A 19,983-nucleotide genomic window follows, 5' to 3' on the forward strand; every position below is an offset into this window, starting at 1 on the left:
GCATGGCGATCATCGCGCTGGTGTCCGCGAAGGGTTCGCCGGGCGTCACCACCTCGGCGCTGGCCTGCGCGCTGGCCTGGCACCGGCGGCTGGTGATCGCCGAATGTGACCCGGCCGGCGGCTCGATCCTCGCCGGATACCTCGGCGGCCAACTGGACGGCCCGCGCGGCATCGGAGAGCTGGCCGTCGGGGAGTTGCGCGACGGCAACCTGGAGACCGCGTTCTGGTCCCAACTGGTCGACCTGGACGCACCCCGCCGGGAACGGCTGCTGCTACCCGGCCTCGTCGACCCGACCCAGAGCGGCAGCGTCACCCCGCTCTGGCAGCGCTTCGCCGACTACTTCGACGCCCTCGACCGCGGCACCCCCGGCTACGACGTCCTGGTCGACTGCGGCCGGCTGCACGTGACCGGGCCACCGTGGCCGGTGCTGCGGGCCGCCTCGGTGGTGCTGTTGGTGACCCGGGCACACCTGCCGGACCTCTCCGGCACCCGCGCGGTGGTCACCGCGATGGAACGGGACTTCGCCGAGCACCGGGTACCCCCGGGCACCCTGCGGCTGCTGCTGGTCGGCGACGGGCACGGGCGGGCCGAGATCAGCCGCGCCCTGAAACTGCCGGTCATCGCGCGGCTGCCGCACGATCCGCGTACCGCCGGGGTGCTCGCCCTGGGCGGGACAGTGCGGGCCGGTCGGCCGCTGATGCGCGCGGCGGCCGCGCTGGAGGTCCCGATCGGGGCGCTCCTGGAACGGCGACGGGCCCGGTTGGCGTGGCCCGTGCAGCAGGGGGTGCCGGATGCGGTTTGAGCCGGTCTCCACCGATCCGCGCCAACAGCCACCGGCAGTGACCTCCACCGCGCCGCCCCTGGCCGTGCCGAACGGCCGGCACCACCAGTCCGGGCCGCAGCCGCAGCCGCAGCCGGCGCCGGCGGCCACCCCGCCGGCGGAGGCACCGCCCCGGGCCCGGATGGATTTCCAGGTGGTCCGGGAGCTGCGCCGGGAACTCACCGAACGGCTCACCCTCTGGCAGCGCGGCCGGGAGTTCACAGTCGACGAGGAGGACACCGAGCGGGCCCGACTCGCCGTCGCCGTGGTCTCCGCGTACGCGGACTCGGTACGCCGGGCCGGCACGCCGATGGCCGCCGGCGATGAACGCCTGCTGCTCGACCAGGTGACCGCCGAGCTGGTCGGGCTCGGCCGGCTACAGACGCTGCTTGTCGACGACACCATCGAGGAGGTGCACATCCTCGGCTGCGACCAGGTGCGCATCACCCGGCACGGCGGTGGGGTGGACTGGGCGGAGCCGATCGCCGACAGCGACGCCGAGCTGGTGGAGATCCTCCAGGCGGCGGCCCGTCGGGCGGGCGCGACCGAGCGGTCCCTCTCCACTGTGAAGCCCACCCTCGACCTGCAGCTGCCCGACGGCAGCCGGTTGGCCGCGGTGTTCCTGGTCAGCCACCGCCCGTACGCGGTGATCCGCAAGCACAACACCCTGGACGTGAGCCTCGACGACCTCGCGGGCGCCCGAGGTGACCTGGACGAGATGATCGATCCGCTGCTGCGCGACTTCCTCCGCGCGGCGATGCGTGCCGGTCTGAACATCATGGTCGCCGGGTTGGCCGGTGCCGGGAAGACCACTGTCATCCGGGCGCTGATGAACGAGATCCCGCAGGACGAGCCGTACGTGCTGCTGGAGGAGAGTCGGGAGCTGCTTCCGGCCCGCCGCCGGGAGCGGCACCGGGCGGTGATGAGCTTCGAGGCCCGGGAGGGGCACGGCGAGCGCGGCTTCGACGGCCGCCCAGCCGGTGAGGTGACCATCGCCGACCTGATCCCGCTGTCGCTGCGGATGGGGGTCCTGCGGATCATCGTGGGCGAGGTGCGGTCCCGGGAGATCGTGCCGATGCTCCAGGCGATGACCACCAGCCGGGGGTCGATGTGCACCATCCACGCCCGTACCGCCTCCGGTGTGGGTGAACGGATCGTCGAGCTGGCCCTGGCACACGGCCGCGAGATGACAGTCGACCAGGCCCGCCGGATGGCCGGCAACGCGCTCGACCTGATCGTCTACGTCACCATCGAGGACGAGACCGCGATCGGCGGGCGGAAGCACCGGTTCGTCTCGCATGTGGAGGAGGTGATCGGGGCCGGCGAAGCCGGTCGGATCACCACCACAACTGTCTTCGGGCCGGGCCCGGACGGTCGTGCGGTTCCCCGGCACCTGCCGGAGCGGGTCCGCGACCAGTTGCTGCGGGTGGGTTACGACGCGCGGCTGCTGACCCGGTGGGTCGAGGCCGGTGCCGGTGCCTGGCGGCGGCCTCGGCAGACCCGACTGGCCCGGCGGTCCTGATGGTCGACAGCCTGGAGTTGATCGCGGTGGTCTCCGGCGCCGCCTGTGTGGCCGGGCTGCTGCTGGCAGTGGTCGCCCTGGTCGGCACCCGTCGACCCCCCGGGCCGCGGCCGGGCAGTGGGCCGGGGCTGAGCCGACTGTGGCGCGGGCCGGGCAGCACTCCGGCCGAGCGGCGGGCCTATCAGGCGCTGCTGGTCGCCGCGCTGGTCGCCGGCGCGTTGGCGTTCCTGCTGACCGGGCTGCCGGTGGTGGGCCTGCTGGTGGCGGTCGCGGTGCCCGGCACGCCGTGGCTGTTCGGAGTGGGCAAGGCCGAGCAGCGGGCGATCGCCCGCATCGAGGCCGTCGGCGAGTGGACCCGCCGACTCAAGGACGTCTCCGGCACCGGGCAGGGCCTCCAACAGTCGATCATCGGCACGATCGGCAGCGTGCCGCCCGGCGTCGAGGACGAGGTACGGCTGCTCGCCGCCCGTCTCCAGGCCGGCTGGATGGCCCGCTCCGCGCTGCTGGCGTTCGCCGACGAGATCGCCGACCCGGTCTGCGACCAGGTGGTCGCTGCGCTGATCCTGCACCTGTCGGACCGGGGTGAGCGGCTTGGTGACGTGCTCGGTTCGATCGCCGGCGCGGCGTCCGCGGAGGTGGCAACCCGTCGGGAGATCGAGGCCAAACGCACCCAGCCCCGGTTCGCGGTCCGCTTCCTCACCGGGATGACGCTGGCAACCTTGGCGTACGGGCTGATCAACACCGAGTACATCAAGCCGTACGGCACACCTGTGGGTCAGCTGGTGATGGCCGCCCTCGGCGCCGCCTTCATCGGCCTGCTGGCCTGGGTGCGGTCGATGAGCCAGCCGCAACGGCCGGCGCGGTTCCTGCCGGCGCCCAACCCGGCCGAGGTGATCGCGTGAGCGCGAGGAGTGCAGCGCAGCGGAGCCCCGCAGTCGCGAACGAAAGGCCAGCCCCGGTGAGCGCGAGGAGTGCAGCGCAGCGGAGCCCCGCAGTCGCGAACACAAGGCGGCTCGCATGATCGTGAACTGGCAGTTTGTTCTCGCGGTCTGCGGTGGCGCCGGGATCGGTCTGGGTGTGTTCCTGGTGGTCCGGGAGTTGGTGCCGGCGACTCCGGCGCTCGGGCCTGCGCTGCGCCGACTGCATCAGCCGCCGGGCACCGGTCGGGTGGCCACGCCCGCGTCCCGGCGACTCGACTGGCTGACCGGGATGTCGCGCTGGTTGCGGCCGCCGCAGATGCAGCTCGCCCTGATCGGTCAGACCTCCGAGCAGTACGCGCTGTCGGTGTTGCTCTCCGCGCTGATCGGGTTGGCCACACCGACTGTGCTCGGGGTGGTGATGTGGCTGCTCGGCATCCCGTTCCCACTGGTGGTGCCGGTGCTGGGCAGCCTCGGTTTGGCGCTGCTGGCCGGTCTGCTGGCACACCGCTCCGTGCTGACCAAGGCCAACGCCGCCCGCGAAGAGTTCCGCCAGGCGGTCTGCACCTACCTCGACCTGGTGGCGTTGCAGCTCTCGGCCGCGCACGGGCCGGTGCAGTCGCTGGAGCGGGCGGCGGCGGTCTGCGACGGTTGGGTGTTCGACCGACTCCAGGAGTCGCTGCGGATCGCCCAGATGCAGATGCACGCGCCCTGGGACGAGTTGCGCGACCTCGCCGACAAGATCGGCATTCCCGAGTTGGGCGACGTCGGCGCGATCATGCGCTCCTCCGGCAGCGAGGGCGCGCAGGTGCACGAGACCCTGCGCAGCCGGGCCGACTCGCTGCGCGACCAGATCCGCACCGACAACCTGGCTCGTGCCGAGGGGATCACCAGCAAGCTCGACATCCCGGGCGCGCTGCTCGTCTTCGTGCTGCTCGGGTTCGTCCTCTATCCGTTCATCGCCCGTGTCTGACCCCTCCCCCTTGAAGGAGAACGCCATGTCCATCCTCAGCTATCTGCACGTCGTGGTGACGACGCGCCTGGCCGAGCTACGCCGTGACAGTGAGCGCGGCGACAGCCCGGTGCCCACCGCGGTGATCATCGCCGGCCTGGTCGCCGTCGCCATGGCCGTCACCGCCCTGGCCCTGACCAAGGCCAACAGCTGGATGACCGGTATCCCGAATTACACGAAGCCGTAGTAGCTGGCGTGCGTGCAGCTGCGTACCCGAGATGGAGCCGGGCGGTCACCGCCGCCCGGCGCCGCCTCGCGGCCGGCGACCGCGAGCGGGGTGCCAACCCGGTGGAACTCGCCGTGATGATGCCGCTGATCCTGGTGCTGCTCTTCGCCTCGATCCAGGTCGCGGCCGTCTTCCTCGCCCGCTCCACAGCCTTGAACGCCGCGCAGAGCGGTGTCAACGCGCAGCGGACGTACCAGGCGCGCAGCGGCGCCGGGGTGGACAGCGCCTCCCGCTTCCTGCGGGCCGCCGGCGGTTGGCTGGTGGGCTGGGACAGGTCCGGCCCGACCTGCGTGACCACCCCGACCGAGGTGACCTGCACGGTGAGTGGCCGGTCCCTGTCGGTGGTGCCGGGCGTGGACTTCGCGATTCGGCAGACCGCCCACGGAACGGTGGAGAGGGTGACCCCGCCATGACCCGTACCGCCGAGCGGGGCTCGGTCTCCATCGAGGTGGCGGTGCTCGCGCCCGCGTTCATCGCGCTGATGGTGCTGGCCGGTGTGGTCGGGCGCAGCGCGGTGGCCGCGGAGGCGCTCGAAGCGGCCGCGCACGACGCCGCCCGGGCGGCGTCGATCTCCCGGAACTCCGACGTCGCCAAGGAAGAGGCGCGGGAGGCTGCCCAGAAACAGCTGGACTGGCACGGCCTGGCCTGCGCCAACGGCCTGGACCCGGAATTCAGCGGCAAGTCGCCCGGCAACGGGTCCAGCTTCGACAAGGCCTTCAGCAGCACGGTCGGTACGAACGCCACGGTGACGGTGAAGATCAGCTGCCGCGTGTCCTTCAAGGACATCACCCTCGACATCCTGCCCGGGATGGAGAGTGAACGGCTGATCTCCGCGGAGTTCACCTCCCCCCTCGACCGTTACCGGAGTCGGCAATGACGGCCACGACATCGGCTGCCAGGCCCTCGCGGGCCGGTGAGCACGGCCGGGTGAGCATCTTCCTCGCGGTGACGATGGTCGGTGTACTGGCCATCATCGGCCTCTCCTTCGACGGCGCCGGACAGCTCCGCACCCTGCAACGCGCCCAGAACCTGGCCGCCGAGGCGGCCCGGGCCGGCGGTCAGGCCATCGACCGGGCCACCGCCATCGAGGGCGGGCCGACGCGGATCAACGAGCCGGAGGCGCGCGATGCGGTCGCCAACTACCTGGCGGCGGTGAAAACCTCTGGCCACTCCGTGAACTTTCCCCAGGCCGATGGGGAAACCCTGATCCGGGTGACCGTCTCCATCACCTACCACCGCTCGATGATCGGACCGTTCATTCAAGAGAAGACGGTCACCGTCACCGGCGAGGCGACCGCGCGTGCCATCACCGCAACACAGTAGGAAGGAAGGCAGTCATGCCCGTATCGGGTGGGTCCGTCGTACGGCGGACCGGACGGATCCTCACCGGCATCGGCGCGCTGGCCGTGCTCCTGGTGCTACTGGTCGGCGCGCCGATCGCGCTGCTCGCCTTCGCCGGTAACCCGCTGCCCGATCACCTTCCCACGATCAGCGAGGTGGGCACCGCGCTGACCAGCCGGGACGACGGTCAGCTCTTCCTGCGGGCTCTCGCAGTGGCCGGTTGGTTCGGCTGGGCCACGTTCGCCTTCTCCGTCCTCGTCGAGCTGGGCGCGCAGACCCTGCGCCGGCCGGCGCCGAAGCTGCCCGGGATGGGCCGCCAGCAGAAGGCCGCCGCCGCGCTGGTCGGCTCGGTCGCGCTGATCCTGGTCGCCAGCCCGGCCGCCGCGAGCGCCGCGGCAATCTACGGAACTCCGGTGTACGCCAGTCCGAGTGCGCCGGCCGTCACCACAGTGGCCGCGCCGACTCGCGCCGCGTCGACGGCGAACGACGAGGCCGCGCCGGTGTACCGGGTGGCGCGGGGCGACTACCTCGGTGAGGTGGCCGAGCGGTACCTGGACGAGTTCGGTGACTACCGACAGCTCGCCAAGCTGAACAAGCTCGACGACCCGGACCGGATCCGCCCCGGCCAACTGCTCCGGCTGCCCACTGAGGCCGCCGACCAGGGGGCCCGGCAGCACGCCACCGGCCGGCTCGTCGACCGGCCCGCGGCGCCGAAACCGCCCGCGCCCCGGCCGGCGCCCGAGCGGGCCGCACCGCCGCGGGTGGCCCCGGCACCGCCCAGCGGTACGGAGTCAGCGGGCCAACCACCAGCGATGACTGTCGGTGCGGCCCGAGCCGGTGCCGCCGATCGGGTGAACCGTCCGCTGGCGGTCTCCGCCGTACTGGCGGTGGCGAGCATCGTCGGCGCCCAGATCGGCGCAGTCCTGGGGCTGCGTCGCCGTCCAGCCACCGCCGGGGCAGCTCCCCGACTGGCCGCGTCCTCCCGCACCTCCCGAAGCGGCGCAGGCCGACGAAGCGGTGGCGCGGGCCAGAGCGGCAGTGGTGCAGGCCGGCGTGGCGGTGGTGGGGCGGCCGGGAGCGGTGCCGCGTGGGCTGCCAGCCGGGCGGCGGCGGCCATCGAAGGCCCGGCGGCACCGCACGGCGGCGCGGCACCGAGCGGGAGCGGGGTCGCACCTCGCGGTGGCGGAGAGAAGCCTGCCGGCAGTGCTGTCGCACCTACCGGAAGTGGGGTGATGCCCGCCGGCAGCGAGGTGGCACCCGCCGGCAGCGGAATGGCTTTCCCCGGCAGCACGGCGTTTCCGGGCAGCGGGATGGCTCTCTCCGGCGGCACGGCACCCTACGGCGGCGGAATGACGGCCGCCGGCCCTGATGGCTGGGATGGTGACGAGGGCTGGGCCGGTGCTGGCGGCGAGGGCGGGCTGTTCGACGGCGGGCACGGCCTGGACTCCGTGCCGGACGGTCCGCCGGTGGGCCGACACCGACGCATCTGAGCGGCCCGCACGTCACGCCGCCCTGGCGGGGGCGGCCGGGGCGACGTCTCGGAGAGCGATATGCCTCTGGGTCATCAAGATGACTCACAGACGTCAGCGTCGAAGGAGTTCCTGCCTTGGGGCGCGGAGCATCTGCGTGAGGTAAGGCATCCCGACGCCGGAGGCGCGCGGACCAGCGCCACGGCGCGGGCGGGCCAGCGCGAACGGGTCAGGGCAGGCGGGTCTGGAGCACGCCGTCCTGGATCCGGGTGGGCAGGATCTGCTGGTCGTTGCCGGACGGCCCCTGCACGACCTCACCGCCGTTGAGCCGGAAGGCGCTGCCGTGCCACGGGCAGACCACGCAGGCGTGGCCGTCGATCTCCTGCACTTCACCCTCGCCGAGCGGCCCGCTCTGGTGCGGGCAGCGCTCCAACATCACCGTCACCTCGTCACCGTGCCGGTAGAGGATGACCGAGATGTCGTCGTCCACCTCCCGGGTGATCAGGGTGCGTTGCGGCAACGTCGCCATGTCGGCCAACGAGTGCCAGCCATCGGTCATCCGGTGCAGCTCGGAGACGCTCTGGTTGACCTGCGCCCCCTGCTTGTACGCCAGGTGACCCCCGATGTAGGCGCCGAGGCTCACTGTGGAGAGCCCGAGGAAGCCGAGGGCGCGACCCATGCCGTGACGGCCGGACAGTCGGGCGGCCAACGAGCCGGCGTAGAGCGTCATGCCGACGGTGTTGGCGGCGGCGTGCACCAGGCCGACCCGGCGCTGGTCCCGGGCGAGTGCCGCCCAGTCGTTCAGACCGGCGACCGCCGCTGGCAGCGCGCTGACGGTGCCCAGACCGACCAGCACGGTGGCTGGCCGGCGCTGCCCGGGCATGAGGTCCAGCACCGCGGCGCTGATCCACGCGCCGACCGGCACCTGCACCATCGCCGGGTGCAGCGGGTGCCCGAGGGTCACCCCGTGCAGCAGGTCGCGCAGCCGGCGTGGACGCAGTGTCCCCAGGACGACCTTCTGCAACCGGTCACCCGCGCGGTCCAGCCGGGAGTCCTGCTCAACTTTCGTCAAAAGTGCTCGCACGAGTACCGACTTCCCGGCGATCGCCGTCGCAAACCGGTCGGCAACGACAAACCTGACCCCACGCCCCACACCGCCGATCTTGCAGTTTCTGCTCCGATGAATCGGGGCACAAGCCGCGAACCGGCAACCGGAAGTGCAAGATCGACGGGGATTGTGGGGGTCGGGCGAGCCGGGCATGCTGGCGGGATGGGTGTGTGGGTGGAGCGGGTCGGGGCGGTCAGCACAGTTGTGCTGGATCGACCGGCAGCTCGGAACGCCGTGGACGGTCCTACGGCTCGGGCGCTGGCCGACGCGTTTCGGGCCTTCGACGCCGACCCCGACGCGGCGGTGGCCGTGCTCTGGGGTGCCGGTGGCACGTTCTGCGCCGGTGCCGACCTCAAGGCGATCGGCACACCGAGCGGTAACCGGGTCGAGCCGGAGGGGGACGGCCCGATGGGTCCGACCCGGATGACGCTCAGCAAACCGGTGATCGCGGCGATCTCCGGGTACGCGGTGGCGGGCGGGCTCGAGCTGGCGCTCTGGTGTGACCTGCGGGTCGCCGAGTCCGACGCGACACTCGGCGTGTTCTGCCGCCGCTGGGGAGTGCCGCTGATCGACGGCGGCACCGTTCGGCTGCCCCGGCTGATCGGCGAGAGTCGGGCCATGGACCTGATCCTCACCGGCCGCCCGGTGCCGGCCGACGAGGCGTACACGATGGGGTTGGTCAATCGGTTGGTGCCACCCGGCCAGGCGCGGGCTGCGGCCGAGGAGTTGGCGGCGGCGATCGCCCGGCATCCGCAGACCTGCCTGCGCAACGACCGGGCGGCGCTGCTGGCCGGCGCGGGGCGACGAGAGCCGGAGGCGCTGGCGACCGAGTTGGCGTACGGGATGGACTCGCTGGCCACGGACGCGGCGGCCGGCGCGGCCCGGTTCACCGCTGGCGAGGGCCGACACGGCGCGATGCCGCCGGGAGGGGTACACCCCCCGGCGGCGTCGGCTACCGGTTAGCTCAGTTGCGGTTGATGGTGAAGGTTGTCGTGGGGTTCTGGATGTCCACCGCGTTGTTGCTCAAGCGGAGGTTGTTGAAGGTGACCGAGCCGACGGCCGGCCCCTGCCCGGCCTCCGGCATCGGGTTCGCCCAGATGGCGAAGCCGGACTTCGCGTCGTAGGCGTCCCCGCTCTTCCGGGCACCGCTGATGGAGACGTTCGTGAAGACCGTGTCGGTGATCGGGTTCTGCGGCTGCCCACCGACGTAGTTGGTCTGGAACATGATGCCGCTGTAGGTCGGATCGATGATGTCGACATCGCTGACCCGGATGCCCTGGAACACCTTCGAGGCGGAGAAGACCCAGATCGCCGGGAACGTCTGCCCACCCCAGAAGTGCCCACCGGCCCGCACGATCGAGATGTTCTCGAAGCGGGTCGGCGGGTTGGCACCGAAGCCGTTCATCGGGTAGCCGAAGTCGAGCGAACTGATGGTGATGCCCGAGTAGACCAGGGTGTCCGCGATGTAGATGTTGCGGAACGTGTTGCCGTAGCCGCCGTACACGGCGACACCGGCGGCCCGCCAGGTCAGGGTCGAGGTCAGGTTCTCGTAGATGTTGTCCTTCATGTCGGCGCCGCCCGCATCGATCGCCGAGAACAGCGCGAAGCTGTCGTCGCCGGTGGCCCGGGCGTCGTTGTTGCTGACCAGGTTGTTGGTGCTGCCGTTGGTCATGTTGATGCCGTCGGCGAACATGTTCCGGATCCGGGAGTTCTTGATCGTCATGTAGTCGGTGTTCGCGCCCCAGTAGAGGCACACCATGTGCTCGTTCCAGATGTTGTCGATCACGATGTTCGACACGTTGGCGAAGTCGAACACCTTGCCCGGACCGTCGATCCGCGAGGTGTAGTTGCCGAAGTAGGCGAAGTTCTTGAACGACGAGTTGGCCGCCGAGTTCTCGGCCCGGAAGCCGATGTCGGTGTTGTCCTGGCCGGACGGCGCGTTGAACCGGGTGTACCAGGGGCCGGCGCCGGTCACCTGGACCGCCTTGCCGTACACCTGGAACTTCGACGAGGTGGAGTAGTTACCGGTCGGCAGGTACACCCCGACCAGGTTGCCGGTGGTGTCCATCCGCACCCGGTCCAGGGCGTTCTGCACGTCCTGGTGGGTGAAGCCGGTCGGCGTGGTGTAGCGGGTCGGGTCCGGGTTGGCGATCGGCGCCACCTGCTCGGTGTTGATGAAGTCGATCGCGTACGTGGTGGTGTTGGCCGGGTCCTTCTGGAGGCGGATCTTGCTGCCGGCCGGGACTGTGGAGTTGAGCATGACGTTGGCTTCGTCGTAGATGTGCCGCGGTCCGCCCGCGCTCGGCGAGTTGCCCGGGCTGGCCTCGCTGCCGTAGAGCCAGGCGTACCGGGACGTCAGGTCGATGGCCTTGTGGAACGTGCCGTTGACGTAGACGTTCAGCGTCGAGTTGATCCCGCCGCCGCCCGGTGCGTCCGGGATGGAGAAGCGCGTGACCAGCGTGTTGGTGCTGCCCCGGGTGGTGAACTCGACGTAGCTGCCGGTCGAGTTGAGGGTCACCGCCCGCCGACCGGACGCCTCGCCGGCCAGGTCACCGATCTCCCGGTTCGGTCCGACGACGGCGGCGCCGCCGCCGATCGCACCGTCCTCGGCCTCGTACATGTCGTACGGCATGTTGGCGCCGCGACCGACGAAGAGCGGACGGTCACTGGTGTTGTTGGCCTGCTTCACCGGCAGCTCGTTGCCGTCGACGGCGAGCACCACCCGGACTGTGTACTTGCCGTTCGCGGCGGTCCAGGTGCCCAGGCTGATCGGGCCGACCGTCGCGCCAGCGTTGATCACGCCGGAGTACGAGCCGGTCAGGGTACGGATCACGGAGCCGGACTCGTTGAGCACGGTCAGGGTGATGCCGTGCGCACCGGACGCGGAGGCCTGGTTGCCGGCGTTGCGGATGGACACGGAGAAGGTCACCGTGTTGCCCGCCGACGGGTTGCCCGGCGACCAGGCGACCGCCGAGGCGACCAGGTCGGAGCTGGCGACCGCGGCGACGACCAACGGGGTGGGGTTGGTGTAGCTGTTGTTGGTGTCGTCCTGCTCGACGACTGTGTTCGACTCGTCGACCTTGGCGCTGAGCGGGTAGCTGCCCGAGTCCCGGGTGCCGATGCTGGCGCTGACAGTTGTCGAGGCGCCGGCCGCGAGACCGCCGACCGATGCCGTGCCCACCCGGGTGGAGCCCAGGTAGAAGTTGACGTTTGTCGCGCCGGAGGCCGCCGAGCCCGCGTTACGCACCGTCGCGGAGAGCGTGATGGTGCTGGTCTCCACCGGTGCGGACGGGGTGAACGACATGCCGGTCACGGTCAGGTCCGGGTTCGGCGCCGGGGTGCCGAAGACCTGGAACTCGGCCACCTGACCGGCCGGAGCGCCGGTGTTCGAGGCGATCGAGAGCCGTACGTCGGCCGCGGCGCCGGAGACCGGGATGGTCACCGTGTTGCCGCTACCCGGGTTGAAGGAGTAGTTCGCCGCGCCCACCAGCGTGGTGAAGGACGACGAGCCCTGGTCCCGGCCGAGCACCGTGATGTTCTGGGTACGCGCGCCCCACGCCGAGTCCGGGTTGAGCTTCACGACGACCTGGCTGAGGCTCGCGTTGGCGCCGAGCTGCACCGTCAGTGTGCTCGGGTTGCCGTTGCCCTCCCAGTAGGTGGCCACGTTGTTGTCGTTGGCGTTGGTGGCCACGAACGTGTGCACGAACCCGGAGGCGGTGATCGGCTTGCCGATCGCCAGGTTCGAACCGGTTGGCGGGTTGCCGGTGCCGGTCCGGGTCACCGTGTTGCTGTTGGCCGACTGGTTGCCGGCCGCGTCCTTGGCCCGCACGTAGTACGAGACAGTGGCACTGGTCGGCTGGCTGTCGGTGTAGGTGAGCGTCGAGCCGCTGACGCTGCCGCGCAGCGCGCCGTTGGCGTAGACGTCGTACCCGGTCACTCCGACGTTGTCGGTCGACGCCGACCAGGCGAGCCGGATCTGCCCGCTGGCCGGCTGGGTGTAGGCCAGGTTGCCCGGGACGCTGGGCGCCTGGGTGTCGGTGCTGCCGGTGGCGCCGTAGACCTCGACCTCGGACAGCTGGGCGGCCGCCCAGCCGGTGTTGCCGGTGACCTGCACGCGTACGTAGCGGGTGCTGGCGGCGGTGAAGCTGACCGTCGCGGTGTTGCCGCTGCTCGGGTTGAACGTGTAGCCGGCGGACGCCTTCAGGGTGGTGAAGGACGAGCCGTTGGTCGAGCCGAGCACCGACAGCGTCTGGGTGCGGGTCTGCCAGTCCGAGGCGGGCGGCAGCTTGAGCACCACCCGGTCCACGCTGACAGTGGCGCCCAGGTCCGCCTGGATCCACTGCGGGAACGCGTTGTTGGCGCTCTCCCAGTAGGTCGACGCGTTGCCGTCGTTGGCGTTGCCCGCCACGTAGTTCTGGTTGTAGCTGCTGGCGGTCATTGTCGCGGAGAGCCCGGCGAGCATGGCCACACGGGCGGAGGCCGCGGACGGGTCGGCCGCCGGTGCCGCGCTCGCCATGGGGGTGACGACCGGGGCGGTGGCGAGGAGCATCCCGGCGAGCGCGCCGGCGAGCATCCGACGGCGGCCCGTGCGGGCGGTACGGGGGACGGTGGTGGGCGCGCCGGTTGGCGGCGTGCCTCGTCTCGTGCCAGTCCTGGACATGGGGTCGCTACACCTCTTTCGGGGGTGGGTGTGGGTGCGTTGCCCGGCGACGGGTGCAGGGGTACGCCCGTCGTACCGCGACAGGTGGGGGAAGGAGCGGGTTGGGGACGGGGTCGGGCGGCCGGCGCGGCGTTGCGCCGGGGCGCCCGGACCGGTTGCCCCCGCCCGCTCCGGGCGGGGGCAACCGACCTAGCTGGAGTAGACCTCGAACTCGCTGAGCTGGCCGGCTGGCCAGCCGCTGTTGCCGGTGACGGTCAGCCGCAGGTACCGCTGGGTGGTCGCCGTGAAGGTCACTGTGACCGTGTTGCCGCTGGCCGGGTTGAAGCTGTAGCCGGCGGACGCCTTCAGCGTGCTGAACGTCGAGCCGTTCGTGGAGCCGAGCACCGCCAGCGTCTGCGTACGCGTCTGCCAGGCCGATGACGGTGGGAGCTTCAGCACGACCCGGGACACCGACCGGTTGGCCCCCAGGTCCACGGTCAACGACTGCGGGAACGCGCTGTTGGCGCTCTCCCAGTAGGTGTTCGCGTTGCCGTCCACCGCGTTGGGGGCGGCGTACACGTCGGAGTGGCTGGTCTCGGTGATCGACCGCCCGGCCGCCAGGTTGCCGCTGGGCGGCGGCGTGGTCGGGGGCGGGGTGGTGGGCGGCGGCGTGGTCGGCGGTGGGGTGGTCGGCGGTGGGGTGGTCTGGGTGCCGCCGTACACCTCGACCTCGGAGAGTTGCGCGGCCGGCCAGCCGGTGTTGCCGGTGACGGTGACCCGGATGTAGCGGCGGTCACCGGAGGGCAGCCCGATCGACACGGTGTTGCCCGCGCCGGGGGCGAAGACCCGACCGGCGGACGACGCCAGTGTGGTGTACGACGAGCCGTCGGTGGAGCCGAGCACCGACAGGGTCTGGGTGCGTTGCTCCCAACCGCTGGGCAGCTTGAGCGCCACCCGGTCGACCGATCGGGACGCGCCCAGGTCGATGGTGACCGACTGGGGGAAGGCGTTGTTGGCGCTCTCCCAGTACGTCGACGCGTTGCCGTCGACCACGTTGGCCGCCGTGTAGCTCTGGTTGGTGCTGGTAGCTGTCGTGGACCGGCCCAGCGCCAGGTTTCCGCTGGTCGGCGGCGGGGTGGTCGGAGGCGGAGTGGTGGGCGGCGGGGTGGTCGGCGGCGGCGAGGTGGGCCCGCCGCCCCACTGGGGGTTCGGCCACGGGCCGCAGTACGGGGTCGGGGTGTACCAGCCGGAGTTGCCGGAGCCTTGGGTGATCTGGAAGCCGGCGCCCACGCAGTTGTGCATCGGGTTGCTCTGCGCGATGTTGGTGGCCCGCACGTTGGTGAACGACACCTGACTGTTCGCCTGCACCTGCAGCGCGTACGTGCCGGCGCCGTCGATTCGCACGTTGTTGAGGTTGATCCCGTTGGTCTGGCCCTCGATCCAGTGCAGCGCCGCGTACGAGCTGTCCAGGATGTCGGTGTCGGTGATGTTGATGGTGGGGTTCTGGAACGCCTCGTTGAGCGCGGAGAACCAGATCGCGCCGACACCGAAGTTCCAGTTGTAGTCCGAGTTGCCGTTACGGATCAGCGTGTTCCGGGCGATCGTCCAGGTGCCCTGGACTCCGGTGGCGCCCTGCACGCCGGGGTAGCGGTTGGCGATGTGGATGCCGCCGCCGTTGGTCAGCGAGTCGGCCGTCACGTTGTCGGTGATCTTGATGTCCCGACCGCCGTAGCTGACCAGGTGGTTGGCCAGCAGGGTCACCCCGATGGTGTTGCGGGTGAAGGAGTTGTTGACGTTCGGCACGCTCTGCGCCCACATCGCCAACGCGTCGTCGCCGGTGTTGCGGACGAACGTGTTCGTCACCGTCGAGTTGGTCACCCCGGTGTGGAAGTTCACCCCGTCCGCGGTCTGGTCCAGGATCCGGCTGTTGCGGATGGTGAAGTTGTCCATCGGGCCGTCCATCCACGCCCCGACCTTGGTGTTCTCCAGCCAGAGGTTGTCGACCACCGAGTTGGTCATCGCCCCGCCCAGGGCGTTGACCTGGTCATCGTCCACCCGCTCGCGGATGTCGCCGATGATGGCGAAGTCCCGCAGCGTGACGTTGCGGCTGGGCCCGTTCGCCTCGTGTGCGCGAACCGGGCCGGTGTAGCCGCCACCGGGAACGTACTTGCCGTAGATGCCGACGGACCTGTTCCGCTCGGTGGGGTGCCGGCCGCCGAGCACCGAGTACCAAGGGCCGGCGCCGCGCAGTGTCACCCCGTCGACCACCACGTGGTCCCAGAGGGTGAAGGTGCCGGTCGGGATCCAGACCGCCCGGCCCTGGGCCTTGCCGGCGTCGACCGCCGCCTGGAACTTCGCTGTCGAGTCGGTCGCGCCGCTCGGGTCGGCACCGAAGTCGGTGACCACGTCGAGCACACCGGAGGGCTTCGTGATCGCCGGGGCGACCAGCTCGAAGTCGGCAAGGTCGATGGTGAACGTGGGCGACTGCGCGGTCGAGGAGACCTGTAGCCGGATCTTCGTGCCGGCCGGCTGGGTGCTGCCGAACAGCGCCCGGGTCTCGTCGTAGAAGTGGTGCGGGTTGGTGTCGCCCGGGTTGTTGTTGAACGGGTATCCGCCGTAGTACCAGCCGTACTTCGACGTCACCGGGACCGACTTCAGCAGCGACCCGTTGGCCCGTAGGTCGATGGCGGCGTCGCGGCCGGTGCCGGCCGGGCTGTCCGGCAGGCTGTAGCGGAAGGTGACAGCGTTGGCCGGGGCGGTGAGGGTGAATTCGACGTATTCGCCGACGGCGTCGAGGGTGACCGCCTCCCGGCCGGACGCCTCGGACGGCAGCGTGCCGTAACGCCGGTCCGGGCCGATCTTCGTGCCGTTGTGGGCGGTCTCCTCCGCCTCCTGCTCGACGAACGGAACCGTGGCGCCCCGGTTGGGGATGTCGAAGGGGGACAACCCCGCCGCCGAGGCCGGGGTCGCGGTGCCGGTCACCGCGAGGACGGTGACTGATGTGGCGGCGAGCAGGGTGGCGCCGATGGCGGCCAACAGTGCCCGGGTCGGGTGTCGGAGGTGGTGCGGGGTGCCGGTGGTGTGGTTGGCCATGAGCTGCGCTCTCCCTTTCGTCAGGCAGGCCAGATCCCCCCGTGTCGGTGCGGTGTCGCGCGTTCCCCCTCGGTTCTCCCTTCCTGGTGGTGTGGTGCCGGCGGCCGGGACGGGCCGCCGGCACCACGGCGAGCAGAGTCAGGTCAGGCCGGGCCGTCCGCCCCGCGCGGCCCGTCGGTGGATTCGGCGGTACGCAGCCAGACAGCCGTGTCGGTCGGCAGCAACCCGTCGTCGAGCGGCCCGCTGGCCAGCAGCAACTCCCCCTGAGCTGGCATCGGCACCGGCGCGGTGGAGAGGTTGACCAGGCAGGTGAAGCCTCCGCCACGGTGGAACGCCAGCACCCCGTCCGGGGCGGGCAACCAGGTCAGCTCGCCGTCACCGAGCGCCGGGTCGGCCTTCCGAGCCTGGATCGCCGCCCGGTACAGCTCCAGCATCGAAGCCGAGTCGCCGGTCTGCGCGCTGGCCGTCCGGTCCTTCCAGTCGGCCGGCTGCGGCAGCCACGGCGCCGCGGCACCAGCGGGGCTGAACGCGAACGGCGGCTCGTCCCCGGCCCACGGCAGCGGTACGCGGCAGCCGTCCCGACCGGGGTCGATCCGGCCGGACCGCTCCCACATCGGGTCCTGCCGCATCGCGTACGGAATGTCCTCGACCTCGTAGAGGCCCAGCTCCTCGCCCTGGTAGACGTAGGCGGCACCGGGCAGCGACAGCGAGAGCAGCGCTGCGGCGCGGGCCCGGCGGGTGCCCAGCTCCAGATCGGTCGGGGTGCCCTCGCGTTTGGCGGCGAAGCTGAACCGGGTGTCCGCGCGACCGTAGCGGGTGACGTGCCGGGTGACGTCGTGGTTCGAGAGCACCCAGGTGGCCGGCGCGTTGACCGGCGCGTGCGCGCTCAGCGTCCCGTCGATGCTCTCCCGCAGCGCCGCGGCGTCCCAGGCGCAGCCGAGGAAGTCGAAGTTGAACGCGGCGTGCAGCTCGTCCGGGCGCAGGTAGTTGGCGAACCGCTGCCGGTCCGGCAGCCACACCTCACCGATCAGCGCCCGGTCGACGTACTCGTCGGCGACCCGACGCCAGCCCCGGTAGATGTCGTGCACCCCGTCGAGGTCGTGGAACGGGTGCGGCTCGTCCTCGCGGACCTCGGGCAGCGTCCCGTCCTTGACCAGGAGCCCGGCCGAGTCGATCCGGATGCCGTCCACGCCCCTGTCGAACCAGAACCGCAGGACGTCCTCGAACTCCTCCCGCACCCGGGGGTGGTCCCAGTTGAAGTCCGGCTGCTGGGGGGCGAACAGGTGCAGGTACCAGTCGCCGGGGGTGCCGTCCGGGTTGGTGGTGCGGGTCCAGGTCTCGCCGCCGAACTCGCCGATCCAGTCGGTGGGTCGTTCGTCGCCGTTGGGCCCCCGGCCGGGTCGGAACCAGAACAGGTCCCGTTCGGGCGCGCCGGGGCCGCCGGCGAGCGCGGCCTGGAACCAGGGGTGCGCGTCGGAGCAGTGGTTGGGCACCACGTCGACGATGGTCCGGATGCCCAGCGCGTGCGCCTCAGCAATCAGCGCCTCGACCTCGGTCAGGGTGCCGAAGACCGGGTCGATGTCGCGGTAGTCGGAGACGTCGTAGCCTGCGTCGGCCATCGGGGACGGGTACCAGGGGCTGAACCAGATCGCGTCGACGCCGAGCGCGGACAGGTGGTTCAGCCGGGACCGGATGCCGGCGATGTCACCGATGCCGTCGCCGTTACCGTCGGCGAAGCTGCGGGGATACACCTGGTAGATCACGGCTCCACGCCACCACGGACTTCTGTCAGCTGTGGACACGAGCACCTGCTTTCTGCGTCAGTACGTCGGCGGGTTCGCCGGACCTGGTTATGTGTCGGGCGAACGGTCGTTGTTCGCCGCGCGGGAGGACCGGTGGTCGCTATCCCTTGATGCTGCCCGTGGTCAGACCGGACATGATGTTTCGCTGGAAGATCAGGAAGATGATGACAGTCGGGATCGCGGCGATGACCGACGCGGCGATCACCACGTTCATCGGTGTGCCGCCCGCGAAGGCGTAGATGCCGACGCTGACCGTCCGGGTCTCGGGCGACGGCATGACCAGCTTCGGCCAGAGGAAGTCCTTCCAGACCGCCGTCACGGCGAAGATCGAGACGACGCCGAGGATGGGTCGCGACAACGGCAGGATGATCGACCAGAGCGTGCGCAGCGAGGTCGCCCCGTCCATCAGTGCCGCCGCCATCAGTTCCTCGGGGATCGAGTCGAAGAACCGCTTCAACAGGAAGATGTTGAACGCGTTCGCGACCAGGGGCAGCCAGATCGCGAACGGTGAGTCCAGCAGGTTGATGTGCACGATCGGCAGGTCGATCACCGTCACGTACTGCGGAACGATGAGGACCATCGCCGGGATCATCAGCGTCCCCAGCATCAGGGCGAGGATCACGTTGCCGAAGATCGGTCGAAGCTTGGACAGCGAGTACGCGGCGGCGGTGTCGAAGACCAGCTGGAACAGCACCGCACCGATCGCGTAGTAGAAGGTGTTGAACAGCAGCTTGGCGAGGGCCAGGTTGTTCCACGCGTCGATGTAGTTCTGCGGCTGCGGATCCTTCGGCCACAGCGACGGCGGGGTCTGCGCGATCTCCTGGCCGGACTTGAGCGCGCCGGTGACCATCCAGTAGAGCGGCCCGAGGAAGACGAGCGTGAACCCTGTCACGACCACTACCAGCAGCGTCCAGTAGATGACCCGGCCGCGCCCCCGGCTGAGCTGGGATTGGGAGATGAGGGTCCGGGTTCCGGAATCCTGTGCCATTCCTCGCCGTCCTAGTCCTGTTTCGCAGTCAGCCGCACGTACACGGCGGAGAAGCCGGCCAGCACCACGAGCATGATCACGCCCAGGGCGGCGGCGCCATTGAGGTCGTTCTGGAAGAACCCGTGCTGGTAGATGAGGTACGCCACCGAGGTCGCCGAGTCTTCCGCGCCCGCACCGTTGGCGAGGATCAGTGGCTCGATGAAGAGCTGCATGGTGGCGACGATCTGCAACATCGCCAGGAGCGCGAGGATCAACCGGGTCTGCGGGATCGTCACGTGGACGATCCGGCGCCAGATCCCGGCGCCGTCGAGCTCCGCCGCCTCGTAGAGCTCACCGGGGATGTTCTGCAACGACGCCAGGTAGATCAGTACCGCGCCGCCCATGTTCATCCAGGTCGACGCGAGCACCATCGCCGGCATCGTCATCTCGGGCGACTGCATCCACTGCGAGGTGGGCAGGTGCAGTGCCTTGAGGATCGCGTTGAAGAGCCCGGCCTCGCTGGGGTCGTACGCGTAGAACTTGAAGAGGAACAACGCCGAGGCCGGCGGCAGCATCACCGGCAGGTAGACCAGGATCCGCAGGTACCCCTTGGCGTGGCGGAACTCGTTGAGCAGGATCGCCACGAAGAACGGCACCACGTACCCGAGGGCCAGCGCCAGGACCGTGAAGTAGAACGTGTTCTGCCAGGCCGTCCAGAAGCTGGGGTCGGCGATGATGCGGGAGTAGTTGTCCCAGCCCACCCAGGTGGTCTCGCCGCGCCGGGTCCGCTGGAAGCTCATGATGATGCCGCGGACCATCGGGTACCAGGAGAAGACGACGAAGCAGAGCACCGCCCCGATCAGGAACGCGTGACCGCTGAGGTTGTCCCGTACCTTGCGGCCGAGACTCGTGCGCTGCGGCCTCGCCGAGTACGGCGACGGCGGGCGGCCCGGTTTCCTGGGGGTCTCCGGGACGGTGGTGATCGCCAAGGCAACTCCTGGGTGAGTCGGTCACGTCGAGATGTGATGCGATTGGCGTGGGGGTCGGGTCGGCGTCCCGACCCCCA

The 19,983-nt window shown here is 70.5% G+C and carries 16 protein-coding genes and 1 pseudogene; 11 read left to right on the forward strand and 6 right to left on the reverse strand.

The window, feature by feature from the left end; all coding sequences use genetic code 11:
• The first annotated feature begins 2 nt into the window (after positions 1–2).
• The 10 genes and pseudogenes from NIE79_RS12560 (at position 3) to NIE79_RS34205 (ending at position 7,329) form a co-directional block, all read left to right on the forward strand.
• Positions 3–803, forward strand: coding sequence for a CpaE/TadZ family protein (locus tag NIE79_RS12560; protein WP_238678713.1), 801 nt, complete (start codon positions 3–5; stop codon positions 801–803).
• A complete protein-coding gene (locus NIE79_RS12565; protein WP_238678714.1) occupies positions 793–2,343 on the forward strand; it encodes a TadA family conjugal transfer-associated ATPase in 1,551 nt (516 codons plus the stop codon). The genes NIE79_RS12560 and NIE79_RS12565 overlap by 11 nt, the downstream gene beginning before the upstream one ends.
• Positions 2,301–3,245, forward strand: a complete 945-nt coding sequence (locus NIE79_RS12570) for a type II secretion system F family protein (protein WP_372471491.1) — start codon at positions 2,301–2,303, stop codon at positions 3,243–3,245. Before NIE79_RS12565 ends, NIE79_RS12570 begins: the two co-directional genes overlap by 43 nt.
• A 115-nt stretch (positions 3,246–3,360) precedes the next feature.
• On the forward strand, positions 3,361–4,233 hold the full coding sequence (locus NIE79_RS12575; protein ID WP_238678716.1) for a type II secretion system F family protein: 873 nt from the start codon (positions 3,361–3,363) through the stop codon (positions 4,231–4,233).
• Between the two features lie 25 nt (positions 4,234–4,258).
• A complete protein-coding gene (locus NIE79_RS12580) occupies positions 4,259–4,459 on the forward strand; it encodes a hypothetical protein (protein WP_112677536.1) in 201 nt (66 codons plus the stop codon).
• An 8-nt stretch (positions 4,460–4,467) separates the two neighbouring features.
• Positions 4,468–4,911, forward strand: coding sequence for a TadE/TadG family type IV pilus assembly protein (locus NIE79_RS12585; protein ID WP_238678717.1), 444 nt, complete (start codon positions 4,468–4,470; stop codon positions 4,909–4,911).
• Positions 4,908–5,375, forward strand: coding sequence for a TadE/TadG family type IV pilus assembly protein (locus NIE79_RS12590; protein ID WP_238678718.1), 468 nt, complete (start codon positions 4,908–4,910; stop codon positions 5,373–5,375). Before NIE79_RS12585 ends, NIE79_RS12590 begins: the two co-directional genes overlap by 4 nt.
• A complete protein-coding gene (locus NIE79_RS12595) occupies positions 5,372–5,821 on the forward strand; it encodes a pilus assembly protein TadG-related protein (protein WP_238678719.1) in 450 nt (149 codons plus the stop codon). Before NIE79_RS12590 ends, NIE79_RS12595 begins: the two co-directional genes overlap by 4 nt.
• Positions 5,822–5,835: 14 nt before the next feature.
• Positions 5,836–6,899, forward strand: a pseudogene (locus tag NIE79_RS12600) (LysM peptidoglycan-binding domain-containing protein); the annotation flags it as partial.
• A 289-nt stretch (positions 6,900–7,188) separates the two neighbouring features.
• Positions 7,189–7,329, forward strand: coding sequence for a hypothetical protein (locus NIE79_RS34205; RefSeq protein WP_372471485.1), 141 nt, complete (start codon positions 7,189–7,191; stop codon positions 7,327–7,329).
• A 208-nt stretch (positions 7,330–7,537) separates the two neighbouring features.
• On the opposite strand, the gene NIE79_RS12605 is transcribed toward NIE79_RS34205, so the two are convergent.
• Positions 7,538–8,392, reverse strand: coding sequence for a Rieske (2Fe-2S) protein (locus tag NIE79_RS12605; protein WP_238678720.1), 855 nt, complete (start codon positions 8,390–8,392; stop codon positions 7,538–7,540).
• 186 nt (positions 8,393–8,578) lie between these two features.
• Here NIE79_RS12605 and NIE79_RS12610 point away from each other — a divergent pair, with 186 nt between their 5' ends.
• Positions 8,579–9,379, forward strand: coding sequence for a crotonase/enoyl-CoA hydratase family protein (locus tag NIE79_RS12610; protein WP_238678721.1), 801 nt, complete (start codon positions 8,579–8,581; stop codon positions 9,377–9,379).
• Position 9,380: 1 nt separating this feature from the next.
• On the opposite strand, the gene NIE79_RS12615 is transcribed toward NIE79_RS12610, so the two are convergent.
• The 5 genes from NIE79_RS12615 to NIE79_RS12635 form a co-directional block, all read right to left on the reverse strand.
• Positions 9,381–13,076 carry a discoidin domain-containing protein gene (locus tag NIE79_RS12615; protein WP_238678722.1) on the reverse strand — a complete coding sequence of 1,232 codons (3,696 nt, stop codon included), beginning with the start codon at positions 13,074–13,076 and terminating at the stop codon, positions 9,381–9,383.
• Between the two features lie 189 nt (positions 13,077–13,265).
• Positions 13,266–16,148, reverse strand: coding sequence for a galactose-binding domain-containing protein (locus NIE79_RS12620; RefSeq protein WP_238678723.1), 2,883 nt, complete (start codon positions 16,146–16,148; stop codon positions 13,266–13,268).
• A gap of 143 nt (positions 16,149–16,291) precedes the next feature.
• The gene (locus tag NIE79_RS12625) at positions 16,292–17,911 is read right to left on the reverse strand and encodes a glycoside hydrolase family 13 protein (RefSeq protein ID WP_238678724.1); all 1,620 of its coding nucleotides are present in this window, start codon (positions 17,909–17,911) and stop codon (positions 16,292–16,294) included.
• Positions 17,912–18,050: 139 nt separating this feature from the next.
• Positions 18,051–18,938: a carbohydrate ABC transporter permease gene (locus NIE79_RS12630; RefSeq protein ID WP_238678725.1), complete on the reverse strand. Its 888-nt coding sequence runs from the start codon at positions 18,936–18,938 to the stop codon at positions 18,051–18,053.
• An 11-nt stretch (positions 18,939–18,949) separates the two neighbouring features.
• Positions 18,950–19,906 carry a carbohydrate ABC transporter permease gene (locus NIE79_RS12635; protein WP_238678726.1) on the reverse strand — a complete coding sequence of 319 codons (957 nt, stop codon included), beginning with the start codon at positions 19,904–19,906 and terminating at the stop codon, positions 18,950–18,952.
• Positions 19,907–19,983: the final 77 nt, after the last annotated feature.

Source organism: Micromonospora trifolii (assembly GCF_022229005.1).
Taxonomy (GTDB): Bacteria; Actinomycetota; Actinomycetes; order Mycobacteriales; family Micromonosporaceae; genus Micromonospora; species Micromonospora trifolii.

Bases quoted from the DNA above. Each gene is read 5' to 3' on its own strand.
- NIE79_RS12580 (WP_112677536.1), top strand. From the start codon at position 4,259: ATGTCCATCCTCAGCTATCTGCACGTCGTGGTGACGACGCGCCTGGCC.
- NIE79_RS12610 (WP_238678721.1), top strand. From the start codon at position 8,579: ATGGGTGTGTGGGTGGAGCGGGTCGGGGCGGTCAGCACAGTTGTGCTG.
- NIE79_RS12615 (WP_238678722.1), bottom strand. From the start codon at position 13,076: ATGTCCAGGACTGGCACGAGACGAGGCACGCCGCCAACCGGCGCGCCC.
- NIE79_RS34205 (WP_372471485.1), top strand. From the start codon at position 7,189: ATGACGGCCGCCGGCCCTGATGGCTGGGATGGTGACGAGGGCTGGGCC.
- NIE79_RS12630 (WP_238678725.1), bottom strand. From the start codon at position 18,938: ATGGCACAGGATTCCGGAACCCGGACCCTCATCTCCCAATCCCAGCTC.
- NIE79_RS12560 (WP_238678713.1), top strand. From the start codon at position 3: ATGGCGATCATCGCGCTGGTGTCCGCGAAGGGTTCGCCGGGCGTCACC.
- NIE79_RS12575 (WP_238678716.1), top strand. From the start codon at position 3,361: ATGATCGTGAACTGGCAGTTTGTTCTCGCGGTCTGCGGTGGCGCCGGG.
- NIE79_RS12595 (WP_238678719.1), top strand. From the start codon at position 5,372: ATGACGGCCACGACATCGGCTGCCAGGCCCTCGCGGGCCGGTGAGCAC.
- NIE79_RS12590 (WP_238678718.1), top strand. From the start codon at position 4,908: ATGACCCGTACCGCCGAGCGGGGCTCGGTCTCCATCGAGGTGGCGGTG.
- NIE79_RS12565 (WP_238678714.1), top strand. From the start codon at position 793: ATGCGGTTTGAGCCGGTCTCCACCGATCCGCGCCAACAGCCACCGGCA.
- NIE79_RS12620 (WP_238678723.1), bottom strand. From the start codon at position 16,148: ATGGCCAACCACACCACCGGCACCCCGCACCACCTCCGACACCCGACC.